Origin of the sequence: Limnohabitans sp. MMS-10A-178 (genome assembly GCF_003063375.1) — a bacterium.
Taxonomy (GTDB): domain Bacteria; phylum Pseudomonadota; class Gammaproteobacteria; order Burkholderiales; family Burkholderiaceae_C; genus Limnohabitans_A.
In genome coordinates, this window is record NZ_NERY01000001.1 from 214,264 (window position 1) to 230,156 (window position 15,893).

12 protein-coding genes and 1 pseudogene are annotated in these 15,893 nt (G+C 53.9%); 6 read left to right on the forward strand and 7 right to left on the reverse strand.

All coding sequences use genetic code 11. The annotated features are described in order from the left end of the window. Positions 1–123 precede the first annotated feature (123 nt). The 5 genes and pseudogenes from B9Z32_RS00975 to B9Z32_RS00995 form a co-directional block, all read right to left on the reverse strand. A pseudogene (locus B9Z32_RS00975) lies at positions 124–543 on the reverse strand (barstar family protein); the annotation flags it as partial. A 120-nt stretch (positions 544–663) separates the two neighbouring features. Continuing rightward, complete coding sequence (locus tag B9Z32_RS00980; protein WP_108419547.1) at positions 664–1,068, reverse strand: ribonuclease domain-containing protein; 405 nt, start codon at positions 1,066–1,068, stop codon at positions 664–666. Positions 1,069–1,212: 144 nt separating this feature from the next. After that, positions 1,213–3,513 (reverse strand): NADP-dependent malic enzyme, encoded by a 2,301-nt coding sequence (locus B9Z32_RS00985; RefSeq protein ID WP_108419548.1) that lies wholly within the window; start codon positions 3,511–3,513, stop codon positions 1,213–1,215. Between the two features lie 177 nt (positions 3,514–3,690). After that, complete coding sequence (locus B9Z32_RS00990; RefSeq protein WP_108419549.1) at positions 3,691–5,091, reverse strand: aminopeptidase P N-terminal domain-containing protein; 1,401 nt, start codon at positions 5,089–5,091, stop codon at positions 3,691–3,693. A gap of 14 nt (positions 5,092–5,105) precedes the next feature. Then, positions 5,106–5,846, reverse strand: a complete 741-nt coding sequence (locus tag B9Z32_RS00995; protein WP_108420904.1) for a nucleotidyltransferase family protein — start codon at positions 5,844–5,846, stop codon at positions 5,106–5,108. 186 nt (positions 5,847–6,032) lie between these two features. Here B9Z32_RS00995 and tkt point away from each other — a divergent pair, with 186 nt between their 5' ends. Both tkt and gap read left to right on the forward strand, forming a co-directional pair. Then, positions 6,033–8,075: a transketolase gene (tkt, locus tag B9Z32_RS01000; RefSeq protein WP_108419550.1), complete on the forward strand. Its 2,043-nt coding sequence runs from the start codon at positions 6,033–6,035 to the stop codon at positions 8,073–8,075. Between the two features lie 28 nt (positions 8,076–8,103). Continuing rightward, positions 8,104–9,102 carry a type I glyceraldehyde-3-phosphate dehydrogenase gene (gap, locus tag B9Z32_RS01005; RefSeq protein WP_108419551.1) on the forward strand — a complete coding sequence of 333 codons (999 nt, stop codon included), beginning with the start codon at positions 8,104–8,106 and terminating at the stop codon, positions 9,100–9,102. On the opposite strand, the gene B9Z32_RS01010 is transcribed toward gap, so the two are convergent. After that, entirely contained in the window at positions 9,103–12,072 is a 2,970-nt protein-coding gene (locus B9Z32_RS01010) for a DNA topoisomerase III (RefSeq protein ID WP_108420905.1), read from the reverse strand. Positions 12,073–12,270: 198 nt separating this feature from the next. On the opposite strand from B9Z32_RS01010, the gene B9Z32_RS01015 reads away from it, so the two are divergent. Genes B9Z32_RS01015 through B9Z32_RS01030 form a run of 4 tightly spaced genes read left to right on the forward strand, consistent with a single transcriptional unit; the run spans position 12,271 to position 14,436 of the window. Continuing rightward, a complete protein-coding gene (locus tag B9Z32_RS01015) occupies positions 12,271–12,801 on the forward strand; it encodes an SET domain-containing protein (RefSeq protein WP_233248163.1) in 531 nt (176 codons plus the stop codon). A 41-nt stretch (positions 12,802–12,842) separates the two neighbouring features. Then, on the forward strand, positions 12,843–13,610 hold the full coding sequence (locus tag B9Z32_RS01020) for a biotin--[acetyl-CoA-carboxylase] ligase (RefSeq protein WP_108419553.1): 768 nt from the start codon (positions 12,843–12,845) through the stop codon (positions 13,608–13,610). Then, complete coding sequence (locus B9Z32_RS01025) at positions 13,607–13,789, forward strand: hypothetical protein (RefSeq protein ID WP_108419554.1); 183 nt, start codon at positions 13,607–13,609, stop codon at positions 13,787–13,789. Before B9Z32_RS01020 ends, B9Z32_RS01025 begins: the two co-directional genes overlap by 4 nt. Next, positions 13,786–14,436 (forward strand): glutathione S-transferase family protein, encoded by a 651-nt coding sequence (locus B9Z32_RS01030; protein WP_108419555.1) that lies wholly within the window; start codon positions 13,786–13,788, stop codon positions 14,434–14,436. The genes B9Z32_RS01025 and B9Z32_RS01030 overlap by 4 nt, the downstream gene beginning before the upstream one ends. Here B9Z32_RS01030 and B9Z32_RS01035 read toward each other — a convergent pair. Beyond that, positions 14,433–15,890: a sensor histidine kinase gene (locus B9Z32_RS01035; protein ID WP_108420906.1), complete on the reverse strand. Its 1,458-nt coding sequence runs from the start codon at positions 15,888–15,890 to the stop codon at positions 14,433–14,435. The two genes, B9Z32_RS01030 and B9Z32_RS01035, sit on opposite strands and share 4 nt — an antisense overlap. Positions 15,891–15,893 lie beyond the last annotated feature (3 nt).

The following is a 15,893-nucleotide window of genomic DNA, read 5'->3' on the forward strand; positions in this document are numbered from 1 at the left end:
GACCAATTTGTCGGTTGGCATTTTCTCGCCCTCTTCAGTGACCATCTCTACGCCGTCTGCATCCAACTCTGGGGTGACATCAGCCAGCTTTTCAGAGCCCGCTGTTGCAGCACGCGCCACTGAGAAAGAATAAAAGCAGCGGAAGGGCACTTTGCGATCGCCCCAATAGTCGGCGGTGTCGCGGAAAATGTCGAGCAACTGTTCGCGAGCTTCTTTATCAAACTTGGAGTTGGCAGGAATATGCTCCAACACCACAACAAAGCCAGGCTGCGGGCCAGACTTGTGAAGGGGGTCGGTCATGCTGTCGTAGAGCGCGTCAAAGTTTTTACCGAAGTGCGAAGGCAGCGTGAACTGGGCTGCGATCAAATCGAGCACGTCTTGTTTGCTTTGCGCCTTCGACAAATTGGCGTACAAAAAGTGTTGACCCAAACCGCCTGCCGCTTCCTGCAAATCGCTCACGCGAAAAGCACGAATTGACTGGACGATGTTTGCACGTACACCCTTTAAAGGTGTTTCTTGGTCCTGCCGAATTGGCTTGTCCATCGCCGTTCTCACTCTCTAATTTTTAAAACCAGCCTTTTGGGCTTTTGTTTGACACATTGCGAATGCTCTTTTAAGAACACTCTTCACTTCGTTCATGACCTACTGTGGCTTGACGCTTTTTTAAGGCGTATTCACAATTTCCCGAAAACTTGCGTAATGGTCTTGCGTGTAAAAACACTTTTTGGGCAAGCGGGGCTCATCCCCTCCACACACAATTCTTCGAGCGCCACGGGTTTTTTCACCTGGGGTTCTGACGGTGTATTCGCGATAAAAACCGCGGCTCGCTGGAGGCAAAAGCCGTTCACGATTGCCAAAAACAACCCCATCTTTTTCGTAACGAAACGGCCCACCCTGGCGGATGAGCAGATAGGTTTCTTGGCCCTCTTTGGGCAAGTCCTGTAAAGCGATGGGTGCTGTAACAACTGCTTCGGAAACTGATTTTGCCTGCACCAAATTAGTGCAAGACGCAAAAAAGAGCCCTAAACAGACGGCAATCCCAGCAAAACCAAGCGTTTTTGAGCGCATGTCATTCCTGTGAAATTAAGCCGCACACCCACTGACAACCTTCAAAATCCACGGGTAAACCCCGAAATTCGAAGGCGCTAGTGTGCCGCAATGTGCTAAAAAAAGCAAGTACTTTCCCCAAGGCTGGGGATTTTCTCGCAGAAATTATCGAACAGCGTTGGCGTCGGCGACGGTCAGCGCCGTCATGTTCACAATTCGACGCACCGTGGCACTGGGCGTGAGGATGTGAACTGGTTTGGCAGCTCCCAGCAAAACGGGGCCAATGGCAATGTTGCCACCTGCTGCCGTTTTGAGCAGGTTGTAAGAAATATTGGCCGCATCGATATTGGGCAAGACCAATAAATTGGCGTCGCCTTGCAATGTGCCATTTGGCATTTGTAAGGCGCGGGCATGGCCATCTAGGGCAATGTCGCCATGCATTTCACCATCGACCTCTAGCCACGGTGCATCTTTCTGCAGCAAGGCCAAAGTGTTACGCATTTTCACGGCACTCGGTTCATTGGATGTACCAAAGTTGGAGTGCGACAACAAAGCCACCTTGGGTCGAATGCCAAAGCGCTGCATTTCATGGGCAGCCATGACCGTGATTTCCGCCAATTGCTCTGCACTGGGGTCGTAATTGACATGCGTATCGACCAAGAAAACTTGGCGGTTGGGCAACATCAAACCGTTCATGCATGCGAAAGTGTTCACGCCAGCGCGCTTGCCGATCACTTGTTCTATGTAGGGCAGATGCGTAGCGTTGGTGCCCCAAGTGCCGCAGATCAGGCCATCTACATCGTCTTTGTGCAGAAGCATGGCGCCAATCAATGACAAGCGGCGGCGCATTTCAATTTTGGCAACCTGCACCGTAATGCCCTTGCGCTCCGTCATGCGATGGTAGGTTTGCCAGAAGTCACGATAGCGGTGATCGTCCTCGACATTGACCACTTCGTAATCCAAGCCTTCTTTCAATCGCAAGCCGAATTTGACAATGCGCTCGGCAATCACGGCCGGACGGCCGATGAGAGTGGGGCGCGCCAAGCCTTCGTCGGCCACAATTTGTGCTGCGCGCAAGACCCGCTCTTCTTCACCTTCGCTGTAGGCCACACGCTTTTTCAAGCCGCGCTTGGCGGCGGTGTAAATGGGCTTCATGGTGGTGCCAGAGGCATACACAAAGCTTTGCAAACGCTCACGGTAGGCTTCCATGTCGGTGATTGGCCTTGAAGCCACACCACTGTCGGCGGCAGCCTGCGCCACTGCGGGCGCAATTTTGATCATCAAGCGTGGGTCGAAGGGCTTGGGAATGAGGTAGTCCGGCCCAAACACCAGTGGCTGCCCGGCATAAGCCGCTGCCACCACTTCGCTTTGCTCGGCTTGCGCCAAGTCGGCAATGGCATACACCGCTGCAATTTCCATCTCTTGCGTGATGGTGGTTGCACCGCAGTCCAAAGCGCCCCTGAAAATGTAGGGGAAGCACAAAACGTTGTTGACCTGATTTGGGAAGTCAGTACGGCCCGTGGCCATGATGGCGTCATCGCGTACCGCTTTGACATCGTCGGGCAAGATTTCGGGGTTGGGGTTGGCCAATGCAAAGATCAAGGGCTTGGCCGCCATTCTTTTCACCATGTCTTGTTTCAAGACACCACCCGCAGACAAACCCAAGAATACGTCGGCACCGTCAATGGCTTCGGCCAATGTGCGCTGGTCTGTTTTTTGGGAAAACTGAATCTTGTCTTCGTCCATCAATTCTGTGCGGCCTTCGTAAACCAAGCCCGCCAAGTCGGTAACCCAAATGTTTTCCCGGCGAATGCCAAGTTTGAGCAACAAGCCCAAGCAAGCCAATGCTGCCGCTCCCGCGCCTGAAGTGACCAACTTAACTTGGCTTGGGTCTTTGCCCACCACTTTGAGGCCATTCAAAATTGCCGCACCCACTGTGATCGCAGTGCCGTGCTGATCGTCGTGGAAAACGGGAATCTTCATGCGCTCGCGCAATTTGCGCTCGACATAAAAACAATCGGGGGCTTTGATGTCTTCTAGGTTGATACCACCAAAAGTGGGCTCGAGTGCTGCAATGATTTCAACCAGTTTTTCGGGGTCCTTCTCATTGATCTCAATGTCAAACACATCGATGCCAGAGAATTTTTTAAACAAGACGGCTTTGCCCTCCATGACGGGCTTGCTAGCCAAAGGGCCAATGTCGCCCAAGCCTAAAACTGCCGTGCCGTTGGTGACAACGCCCACCAAATTGCCGCGACTGGTGTATTTGAATGCGGCCGCGGGGTCTTTGACAATTTCTTCGCAAGGTGCGGCCACGCCAGGCGTATAAGCCAAGGCCAAGTCGTGCTGATTCACCAACTGCTTGGTGGCACTGACTGCAATTTTTCCAGGTGTGGGGAACTCGTGGTACTCAAGCGCCGCTCGGCGCAATTGAGCGCGGCGCTCTTCAGCATTGACTTTCGCCATGTGTTGTCTCCTTTAGGGCACGAACCGCCCGCTCAACGAGTGAGGGGCTTAAGCTCTGCATCATCCCATTTTAGACGCCAGTTCATTGGCGGCCTTTGTGGAAAGCCGCATACAAAGTAGGCAGACTTTTGACTTCAAAGCAAAAGTGAAACGCAGATGCTGCTGAGCTTGGCCTGCTTAACCGCGCATCAAAGCCTCAATTTCATCGGCTTTTACCGGCACGCCGCGGGTCATCAATTCGCAGCCATTGGCCGTCACAACCGCATCGTCTTCAATGCGAATGCCGATGTTGTGAAAGCGCTCTGGCACACCCGGTGCGGGTCGAACATAAATACCCGGCTCGATGGTCAGTACCATGCCGGGCCGCAAGACCCGACTGGGTCGGTCTTTAATAAGTTCGCCGCTCAAGGGGTCTTTGCGTTCACTGAATGTGCCCACTTCTGAGGGCTCGACATAGCTACCGCAGTCGTGCACATCCATGCCAAGCCAATGGCCTGTGCGGTGCATGTAAAACTGAAAATAATTTCGATTGGCGATCACATCTTGCACATGGCCCACTTTGTTGGCATCCAACAGGCCAACATCTAACATGCCTTGAGCCAAGACCTTCACGGTGGCTTCGTGGGGATCGACAAAACGCGCGCCCTCGCGCGTGGCCGCCACTGCCGCATCTTGAGAGGCCAGCACCAAGTCGTAGAGCTCGCGCTGTGCGGCGCTGAATTTGCCATTGGCAGGAAAGGTTCGCGTGATGTCGCTGGCATAGCCGTCGAGCTCGCAGCCTGCATCAATCAGAACCAAATCACCACTCAAAATAGGCCCCGCATCGGCGCGGTAGTGGAGCACACACGCATTGGCACCACCCGCTACGATGGAGCCATAGGCGGGGTATTGCGAGCCGTGTTGGCGAAACTCGTGCAACAGTTCGGCGTCTAAATGGTATTCACGGACCTCTTGTCCGGCACGCAGCATGGCGGCAGAGCGCTTCATGGCGCGAATGTGTGCGCCAGCACTGATTTGCGAAGCGCGTCGCATGATGTTCAATTCGTGTTCGTCTTTGACCAAGCGCATTTCGTCCAACAGGTCGCACACATCGCGCTGTTGGGTAGGGCACAAAGCGCCATACCTGACCCGAGCACGCACGGCATTCAGGCCGGCTTCAATGCGGGCTGACAAATCGGAGTGGGTTGCAAACGGATACCAAACGGCCGCTTTGTTTTCTAGCAGGGCGGGTAATTTGGCATCCAACACAGCGCTTGGCCAAGCTTCATGGACAGCCAACTGCTTGATTGCGGCATCTGGCCCCAAGCGCACACCATCCCAAATTTCACGCTCCATGTCTTTGGGCTGACAAAACAAAGTTGACCGGCCATCGGCGCTTAAAACCAAACAAGCATTGGGCTCTGTGAAACCCGTTAAGTAATAAAAGTAACTGTCATGCCGGAACAAAAAGTCGCTGTCGCGGTTGCGTTGGCGCTCGGGCGCAGTGGGGATGATGGCAATGCTGTTGGGCGATTGCGCGGCCATGAGGGCTGCCAATTTGGCACGGCGTGCTGCGTACAAGTTGGGGTCAAATGTCATCTTGAGGTCGTTTTCTAGAGGGTGGGTTTTGAATGCGCCGAGTTGGTTTGATTGAGTTCATGCAGGCGCTCTGGTGTGCCAACATCGGTCCAGGCTCCGGTATATAGGCTAGCACTTACTTGCCCGCGATCCATTGCGGATCTTAGCAAGGGCGCCAAAGGCGCTGCTTTTCCTTGAGGATTGCCCAAGGGCATGCCTGTGATGGCCGGGTCGAAAAATTCTTTTTTGTACAAGGCGAATGTGCTGAAAGTGAAGAGGCTAGCAGGCTTTGGCAGATTCAGTGCCAAGCCCTCTTCAGACAAGCCAAAATCGCCTGCTGGATTGTGCGGGGGATTGGGAACCAACCAAATGTGGGCCAATTGAGGGCTGTTCTGAAATGTTGTTTTGTGTTCAACCGAGAATTTGAAATCGGGAGCAAAAATATCGCCTGCCAACACCCAAAATACTGGGGCCAAGGAGGGCAAGGCCCGCACAATACCGCCAGCTGTTTCTAAGGCATAGCCAAAATCTTTGCCCTCATGGGAATACTTTAAACGCACACGGCCAACCTCTGGCAGGTCTGGGTTGAGTCCAAAGTGCGATTCAATTTGCGGGCCCAGCCAAGCCGTGTTGATCAGCATGTCATGCTGCCCCGCCGCCGCCAGCGCTTCCATGTGCCACTGCATGAGGGGTTTGCCGTGTACCAACAGCATGGGTTTGGGCGTATGGTCTGTGAGTGGTCTCATGCGCTCGCCTCGACCTGCTGCTAAAACCATGGCGGTTGCCAAGGTCTCGGCAGACGTGCCGCGCCAATCATTTGCAGCCGATGGCTCTAAATTGGAATCCAAGGTATTCAAACGCATCCCGCTATGTTGCCACGGTGTCGGGCTTGCGGGCACTCTTGGACAGTAAAATATCGGGCTAACTTGTGAAATTGACACGACTATCTTTTTGGAGCCCCCATGGCAATCACCCAACCCGCAGCTCATCAAATGGCCAACGCAATTCGTGCCCTGGCCATGGACGCTGTTCAACAAGCCAATTCGGGTCACCCAGGTGCGCCCATGGGCATGGCCGATATGGCGGTAGCTTTGTGGGGCGAGCATTTGCAACACAACCCCAAAAATCCTCATTGGGCCAACCGAGACCGCTTCGTTTTGTCCAACGGTCATGGCTCCATGCTGATTTATGCCTTGCTGCACCTCACTGGCTACCCTTTGCCCATGACGGAGTTGAAAAACTTCCGCCAGCTGCACAGCAAAACCGCCGGTCACCCCGAAGTTGGCATCACCCCTGGCGTTGAAACCACCACAGGTCCTTTGGGACAAGGCATTACCAATGCCGTAGGCATGGCCTTGGCCGAAAAATTGTTGGCCACCGAATTCAATCAGCCTGGTCACCCCATCGTCGACCATCACACCTATGTGTTCATGGGCGATGGTTGCTTGATGGAAGGCATCAGCCACGAGGCTTGCGCATTGGCGGGTGCATGGAAGCTCAACAAGCTGATCGCCATGTACGACGACAACGGCATCTCCATTGACGGCCAAGTGGCCCCTTGGTTCATTGACAACACCCCTCAGCGATTTGCCGCTTATGGCTGGAATGTGATTGATGCCGTAGACGGGCATGATGCAGCGGCTGTGAGCAAAGCCATTGCCGACGCCAAAAACAGCGCTGACAAGCCCACTCTGATTGTTTGCAAAACATCTATTGGCAAAGGCAGCCCCAACCGCGCCAATACGTCTAAAGCTCACGGCGAACCATTGGGGGCAGAAGAAATCAAACTCACACGCGAAGCATTGGGTTGGACCACCGAGCCCTTCGTCATTCCCAAAGACGTTTATGCCCACTGGGATGCCAAGCAAAGTGGTGCAGCTCGCGAAGCCGAGTGGAACAAAGCGTTTGCCGCCTACAAAGCAGCCCACCCCGCATTGGCCAAAGAGTTTGTACGTCGCATGAAAGGCGACTTGCCCAAGAACTTTGCACAAACAGCTGTCGACGCTGTCATTGCAGCGCACACCAAAGCCGAAACGGTGGCCAGTCGCAAAGCCAGCCAATTGGCTTTGGAAGCTTTCACAGCTGCCTTGCCTGAAATGTTGGGCGGCTCTGCTGACCTCACGGGTTCCAACCTCACCAACACTTCTTCCACGCCTGCACTGCGAATGAACTTGGCAGGCGATGTGGTGAAGAACGACAAAGGCCAAATTGGCCGTCACATCAATTACGGTGTGCGCGAATTTGGCATGGCCGCCATCATGAATGGCGTTACTTTGCACGGTGGCTTCATCCCTTACGGCGGCACCTTCCTCACATTCAGCGATTACTCGCGCAATGCCATCCGCATGGCCGCGCTCATGAAGCAGCGCGTCATTCATGTGTTCACGCACGACTCCATTGGTTTGGGCGAAGACGGCCCCACACACCAGTCTATTGAGCACGCGGCCAGCTTGCGTTTGATTCCTGGCCTTGATGTGTGGCGTCCTGCCGATACCGCAGAGACCACTGTGGCATGGGCCGTGGCTTTGGAAAACAAAGACCGCCCCACAGCTTTGTTGTTGTCACGTCAAAACTTGCCTTACGCACCCAAATCTGATTTGGGCGAAATCAGCCGCGGCGCTTATGTGTTGGCTGAAGCCTCACGCTTGGGCATTAAAAAGACCAAGGCCGTCATCATTGCCACAGGCTCTGAAGTTCAATTGGCGCTGAAAGCCCAAGAGTTGTTGGCCGCTAAAAACATTGGTGTGCGCGTAGTGTCAATGCCCAGCACCACCACCTTCGATCGTCAAACCAGCAGCTACAAATCTGAAGTCTTGCCGGCAGGCTTGCCTCGCGTGGCGGTAGAGATGGGCAGCACCGATGGCTGGTGGAAATATGGTGTGGCCGCAGTGGTGGGTATCGACACCTATGGCGAATCAGCGCCAGCACCTGTGCTCTTTAAACACTTTGGCTTCACGGCAGAAAACGTGGCCGAGACCGTGCAAGCGGCACTGCAGAAGAAATAAATTCAAATAACTTTAAAGGAAATAGATCATGGCGATCAAAGTAGGTATCAACGGTTTTGGCCGCATCGGCCGCATGGTGTTTCGAGCCGCCGTTCAAAATTTTTCTGACATCGAAGTGGTTGGCATCAACGACTTGCTCGAGCCTGACTACTTGGCTTACATGCTCAAGTACGACAGCGTGCACGGCCGCTTCAAAGGTGAAGTGTCTGTCGATGGCAACAACCTGATCGTGAACGGCCGCAAAATCCGTTTGACCCAAGAGCGCGACCCTTCTGCCCTCAAGTGGAACGAAGTCGGTGCCGACATCGTGATCGAGGCCACCGGTTTGTTCTTGGACAAAGCTTCTGCCGAAAAACACTTGGCCGCTGGCGCTAAAAAAGTGCTCATGTCTGCACCTTCCAAAGACGACACCCCCATGTTCGTGTTTGGTGTGAACGACAAAACTTATGCCGGTCAAGCCATTGTGTCCAACGCCTCTTGCACCACCAACTGCTTGGCTCCTGTGGCCAAAGTGTTGAACGACAAGTGGGGCATCAAGCGCGGTTTGATGACCACTGTGCACGCAGCCACTGCCACACAAAAAACTGTGGACGGCCCTAGCAACAAAGACTGGCGCGGCGGCCGCGGCATCTTGGAAAACATCATTCCTTCCAGCACTGGCGCTGCCAAGGCTGTGGGCGTGGTCATTCCCGAGTTGAACAAGAAGCTCACCGGCATGTCTTTCCGCGTGCCTACTTCTGACGTGTCTGTGGTTGACCTCACTGTTGAACTCAACAAAGAAGCCACCTACGCAGAAATTTGCGCAGAAATGAAAGCTCAATCACAAGGCGCTTTGAAAGGCATCTTGGGTTACACCGAAGACAAAGTAGTGGCCACCGATTTCCGCGGCGAACCTTGCACCAGCGTGTTTGATGCTGATGCAGGTTTGGCTTTGGACACTACCTTTGTCAAAATTGTCAGCTGGTATGACAACGAGTGGGGCTACTCCAACAAGTGCTTGGAAATGGTTCGCGTGATTTCAAAGTAATCAAGACAAATGCTTGCCAATTAACCCAGCCAATTCAAACATGGTGATTTGATCTTTGCCAAACACCGGTTTGAGTTTGGCGTCGGCATTGATGGCGCGCTTGTTGGTGGGGTCTTGCAAGCCTTGCGCCTTGATGTAATCCCACAACTTTTTCACCACTTCTGTGCGTGCCACTTTGTCGGGGCCAATCACGGCGGCCAAGTCGGCGCTGGGTGTGAGGTTGCCCACCGAGGCTTTGCGGGGAGTTTTGGCTGCTGCTGTTTTCTTAGCAGCTGCTTTTTTGGCAGGGGCTTTAGTGGTTTTACCGGCAGTCTTGGCTGCAGCTTTGCCCGCGGCCGTTTTTGCGCCAGCTGCATATTTAGCAGGTGTCTTGCGCGGTGGGAACTTGCTGGTGCGCGGCTCAAACTCAAACACCACTTTGTCTTCCTCTGCGTTCCAAGACAAGAAAGCTTTGAAAGCACGGCGAGTGCGATTGCTCACAAACTTTTCTAACAAGTCTGTTTTGCCGGTGCTGAGCAACTTGGCAATTTGCTCGCGCTCCACCACTTGTTGCAACACAATTTTGCCGCTCTTGAAGTTGCAAGTGGGTGTTGGCTGGCCTTCAGTGGGCACGGCTTTTTCACAAACATAGTTGCTACCGTGCTCATGCACAGCGCCACCGCATTTGGGGCAAGCGCCCAAAGACTCACTGCCCGTCAGGTCGACAATCTCGCCGGTCTCTTCGGCGTTTTTGTCATTGCCAAAGTCAAACTCGAGCTTCCAGTTTTTCTCTTCTTCGTTGTACTTCAGTGCAATTTCAGAAGTGAATGGCCAACCCGCTTTGGAGCGGAAACCTTCCAGCGGGCCAATCTTTTTGTCGCGCAAGAATTGCTCAACTTCAGCCTGCTCAAAGGTTCGGCCAGCGGGTGTTTTGCCAAATGAGAAGCCGCACCCTGCAGCAGCCGTGTCATCTGTTGCAGCATCTTTGCCCACGCAGGCATAGCGGCGATAGTTCTCTTTCACAATGCCACCGCAGGTAGGGCAGGGTGTACTCAAAGTAGCGTAGTCACCCGGAATGGTGTCGCGGTCGTACTCTTTGGCCTTCTTGACGATGTGCTCGGTCATGTTGGCAATTTGTTGCATGAAGTCTTCGCGGCTGAGTTTGCCTTGCTCCATTTGCGACAGCTTGTATTCCCATTCGCCCGTCAGTTCGGGCTTAGACAATTCCTCCACACCCAAACCGCGCAACAAGGTCATCAATTGGAAAGCTTTGGCGGTAGGAATCATTTCGCGGCCATCGCGCAAAATGTATTTCTCGTTGATGAGGCCCTCAATGATGGCCGCCCGCGTGGCTGGCGTGCCCAAACCTTTTTCCTGCATGGCTTCACGCAATTCGTCGTCGTCCACCATCTTGCCTGCGCCTTCCATGGCACCCAGCAAAGTGGCTTCTGAATATCGAGCGGGTGGCCGGGTTTTGAGTGGCTTGCTTTCAACTTCGCCCACGCCCACTTTTTCACCGGGCGCCACCGCCACCAAGTTTTGGCCCTTGTCGCCTTCTTTGGCGTCGTCCACCTCATTGGCGGCCTCTTTGCCGTAGATGGCCAACCAGCCTGGTTTGACCAAGACTTTGCCTTCGGTTTTGAAACTGTGCCCTGCCGCCGTGCTGATGCGGGTGGTCACCATGTACTCTGCGCTGGGGAAAAACACCGCCATAAAGCGACGCACCACCAAGTCGTAAAGCTTTTGTTCGGCATCAGACAGGCCAGAAGGGGCCTGCAAGGTCGGAATGATCGCAAAGTGATCGCTGACCTTGGCGTTGTCGAAAATACGCTTAGAAGGCTTGATATAGCCGTTGTTGAGCGCTGTGAGGGCATGCGGCGCCAGATGCTTCATGCCGCTGTCGGCCAACATGTTGAAGGTGTCCTTGGCCACGGGCAGGTAGTCTTCGGGCAAAGCGCGCGAATCGGTACGCGGGTAGGTGAGGGCTTTGTGGCGCTCATACAAAGACTGCGCCAGAGACAAAGTGGTTTTGGCCGAGAAGCCAAACTTGCCGTTGGCCTCACGTTGAAGCGAGGTTAAGTCAAACAACAAGGGGCTGGCCTGCGTGGTGGGCTTGGCCTCCTCTGTGACGGTGGCCTTGGCGCCTTTAACGGCCTGCACAATGGCCTCAGCCTCGGCAGCTGTCCAAACGCGATCGGCTTTCTTTTCAGCGTCTTCGACGTCTTTCTTCCAGGCTGTATTGAACCACTTACCAGGATAGGTGCCGGCAGCGGCATCAAACTGTGCATGCACTTCCCAATAGTCGCGGCTGATGAACTTGCGAATTTGCTCTTCACGCTCAACCACCACGGCCAAGGTTGGCGTTTGGACACGGCCCACAGTGGTTAGAAAGAAACCGCCATCGCGTGAATTGAAGGCCGTCATGGCACGAGTGCCATTGATGCCCACCAGCCAATCGGCTTCGGAGCGGCTGCGCGCCGCATCGGCCAGGCCTTGCATTTGTTGGTTAGAGCGCAGCTTGTCAAAGCCATCGCGAATGGCTTGCGGCGTCATGCTCTGCAGCCACAGGCGCTGCACCGGCTTGCCCAAAGGAATGGTATGCCCCGCCTTTTGCGTGCCGGCGTATTGTTCAATGAGGCGGAAGATCAACTCACCCTCTCGCCCCGCGTCACAGGCGTTGACCAAGGCGCCCACGTCTTTGCGCTTGGCCTGTTTGACCACGGCATTCAGGCGCGTTTTGGTCTTGTCCACGGGCTTGAGGTCGAAATAGGGCGGGATAACCGGCAAGTGGGCAAAGCTCCACTTGCCGCGTTTCACGTCAAATTTCTCGGGCGCCTGAATTTCCACCAAGTGGCCCACCGCGCTGGTGACCACATAGGTTTCACTCTCAAAGTGGTCCTCGTGTTTCTCAAATTTACCCGCAATCGGCGTCAAAGCACGCACGATGTCTTGAGCCACCGAAGGCTTCTCTGCAATAACCAATGTTTTCATCTCATACAATCCGGTCTCGCGTGCGCGCATGCGCACGTGTACACACACGGGCACGCGCACACGCGCGCCCACATGTTTTCACCATAACAAATTTTTAACGCCGTGGTCAAAAATAATCTCGCGTCGACAAAATCGACTTCAAAGCCTGCCACCCAGCCTCGCGCCAAATCAAAGGCGCTACCGGCGTCAGGCCGCCGCGTGCAAGTTCGCCGCTCTGGCGTCCACGGCAAAGGTGTGTTTGCCTTGCAAGACCTTGCAGAAGGCGAGACCTTGTTTGAGTATGTGGGTGAAATCATCAGCTGGGACGAAGCGCAAGACCGCCACCCGCACGACCCGTCTGACCCCAATCACACCTTCTATTTTCATGTGAACGAAGACAAGGTGATTGACGCCCTGCACGGCGGGAACTCCTCGCGTTGGATCAACCACAGCTGCAACCCCAACTGTGAAGCCGATGAAGACAACGATCGCATTTACATCAAGGCCCTGCGCAACATCAAGGCCGGTGAAGAACTCAATTACGACTACGGCTTGATCATTGACGAGCCCTACACGCCCAAATTGAAGGCGGAATACCCTTGCTGGTGTGGCAGCCCCAATTGCCGCAAAACATTGTTGGCGCCCAAGCGCAGGCCCGCAACGCCCAAAATTCCAAGCCAAATCAAAAAGATTGAAAAGAAAATCAAGAAGCTCAAAAAAGAGCTGAAGCAAGTCAAAAAGAAAGCTTGAGCAAATCTGGCTTCAACGCCATTCACTGATAAAGGTCAAACTTGAGCGATTGGACACCTGTTCACCGCTGGCCAGCTGAAGCCATTTGGGAGGCGGTTGTTGGGCAACTGCCTGGCTTTAGCATTGAAATTTTGCCGGAAATAGATTCCAGCAATACCGAACTCATGCGGCGAGCCAGAGCCGGGCGGCATGAGCCCATCTTGCTGGTGGCTGAACGTCAAACAGCGGGCCGCGGCCGACAAGGCCGCACATGGGCAGGCGAGCTTGGTGACGCCCTTACTTTTTCAATCGGACTTCCGTATCAACCCAGCAATTGGTCAGGGCTTTCTTTGGCTGTGGGCCTGAGCTTGGCAGAATCGCTGGGGCCTGAAGTCCAATTGAAGTGGCCCAACGATTTGTGGTGCCATCAAAGAAAGCTTGGCGGCATCTTGGTTGAAGCTGCCAGCCAAGGCGGCCAAAGCTATGTGGTGGTCGGTGTGGGCTTGAACATCCGCCTACCCGTCGAGCGCAACCTGAGAACGCCCGCCGCGTCTATCGACGAGTTTTGGGAAGGCGTTAACGCACCAGCCGCGCTTGAACGCATCACACAGCCCTTAATTGCCTCGCTTCTCAAATTTGAGACGGACGGCTTTGCACAATTGCAAGCTCGCTTCAATGCGCGCGACGCCATCAAAGGTCTTGAGGTGACAAGCAGTGATGGTCACCAAGGCAAGTGCGAGGGCGTTGATTCAGATGGCGTATTGCAAATTCAAACACCCCAAGGCTTGGTCAAAATCAACAGCTCAGAAGTCAGTGTGAGGCCTGTATGAAACTTCTAAAGCTGCGTTGGCTGATACTGGTTTTGCTGTTCCTGAACGGCCTGTTCTACATTTGGCAAGAAGGTGCCTTCAAGGCTTGGGGGTGGGCGCCGCCCAGCGCACGCGAGCCTGAACGAACCACTCAGCAGATCAATCCCGATCACATTGAAATCAAAAGGAAAACACCATGAGTTTGAAGCTTTATTTTTCGCCAGGCGCCTGCTCTTTTGTGCCGCACAGCCTGTTACAAGTGACGGGTGCAAGCTTTGAGCCCATCATGGTCAAATTGCACAAAGGTGAACAAAACGGTGACGAGTACAAGGCGATCAACCCGCGGGGTCAAGTGCCCGTGCTCATCGACAACGGCCAAGTGATTACCCAAATTCTGGCCATCATTTTGTACCTTGATCAAAAGTTTCCGGCGTGCCAGTTTTTACCCACTGAGCCCGTTGCACGCGCCAAGGCAATTGAAACTTTGGCATGGATGAACAACACCATTCATCCCACCTTCACGCACATTTTCATGCCGCACAAATTCAGCGATCAGGCAGACGTACAAGCCAATCTGAAAGTGTTCAACACGCAAATCTACAAAGGGCTGTTGTCTGAGTTAGAGGCCTTGGTGCAGTCGTCAACATCGCCTTGGTTGTTTGGCGACAACATCGGGCCTGTTGATGCTTATGCGCTAACGCTCACTCGGTGGGGCTCGATTGCCGGCATCGACCCAAGCACTTACCCTGCATTGTGGGCACATGTGCAAAAAGTATCTGCCAATGAGGCCATCAGCGTGGTCATTGAGCGCGAGCGACTTCAACTGAACTTGTACAAGCCAAGTTAAGCTGCTGGCGCAAATCGGATGGTGAAGCACGCACCAGGCAATGCTTGTCCAGGGTGCGCTACTTCCACCGTCACGCTGGCGCCGTGGCGCTGTGCAATTTCTCGCACAATGGGCAAGCCTAAACCAGAGCCATCGACGTTGCTGCCAAGCGCCCGATAAAAGGGCTCAAAGACACGCTCCCTTTCTGCCGCCGCAATGCCTGGGCCGTTGTCTTCAACTTGCACGGCAAGTGCTTTGCTATAAGGGTCAACAAGCAAGCGAACGGTGATGATGCCCATTCTTTCGGGCGTGCTTGGCGTGTAATGAATGGCGTTATCCACCAAGTTGCGAATCATTTCTTTGAGCAAGGTTGGGTTGCCCTGCAATTTCAAAAACTTGCGTTTCTTTTCTGAGTCAACGCCGTCATAGCCCAGGTCAATGCCCTTGTCCATGGCGTGTGGCAATGAGTCGTTGAGTACTTCACTGATCAAAGCCTCCATGTCACACGTTTGAAAATCAATGGCGCCGCCACCCTCCGCGCGCGCCAGCGACAAAAGTTGATTCACAGTGTGGGTTGCTTGCACGCTCGCGCGGCCAATTTGCTTGAGCGATTGCTTTAACTCATCTTCGCCTGCATCTTTTCTTTGCGCGAGATCGGCTTGCATTCGCAGGCCTGCCAATGGCGTTTTCAACTGATGGGCTGCGTCTGCCAAGAATCTTTTTTGTGTGCCGATCGAATCTTTCAAACGTCGCAGCAAGTCATTCACCGAAGACACCAATGGCGCCACTTCAAGTGGTACCGCTTTTTCATCCAGGGGACTGAGGTCATCCGATTTTCTGGAGCGAATACGCTCTTCCAATTCAGACAAAGGCTTGATACCGCGAACCAAGGCCAGCCACACCAGCAAAACCGCCAAGGGCAAAATTGCAAACTGCGGAAGCATCACCCCCTTGATAATTTCGGTAGCCAAAACAGATCTTTTTTCTCGCGTTTCTGCCACTTGAACCAACACCGGGCCTGTTCCGGATGGCGACTTTTCAGATGTCAATTGAACCCAGGTGTAGGCCACACGCACTTCAAGTCCGCGCATTTCATCGTCGCGAATTTTGACTTCGAAACTGCCCAATTTTTCTTCTTCTTGCGGCTGTGGCAGATCTCGATCACCGCCCAGCAATTCGTTTTGAGGACCTGTGACCTGGTAATAAACCAGGTCGGCATCATCAGCTCGAAGCAATTCACTGGCTGGTTGCGGCAAGTTGAATTGGAAGCTTTGTTGATCTGGGCTTAGCTTGACCAATTGCGCAAGTGCTTGGACGTTGTAAACCAAGGCTCGGTCAAACGGCTTGTTGGCAAGGCCTTGCGCCACCAACCAAGTGAGCGCCAAACTCACTGGCCACAGCAAGAGCAAAGGCGTGAGCATCCAGTCCAAAATTTCGCCAAACAACGAGCGCTGCTCGCGGCGAAAAAAGGACAGCTG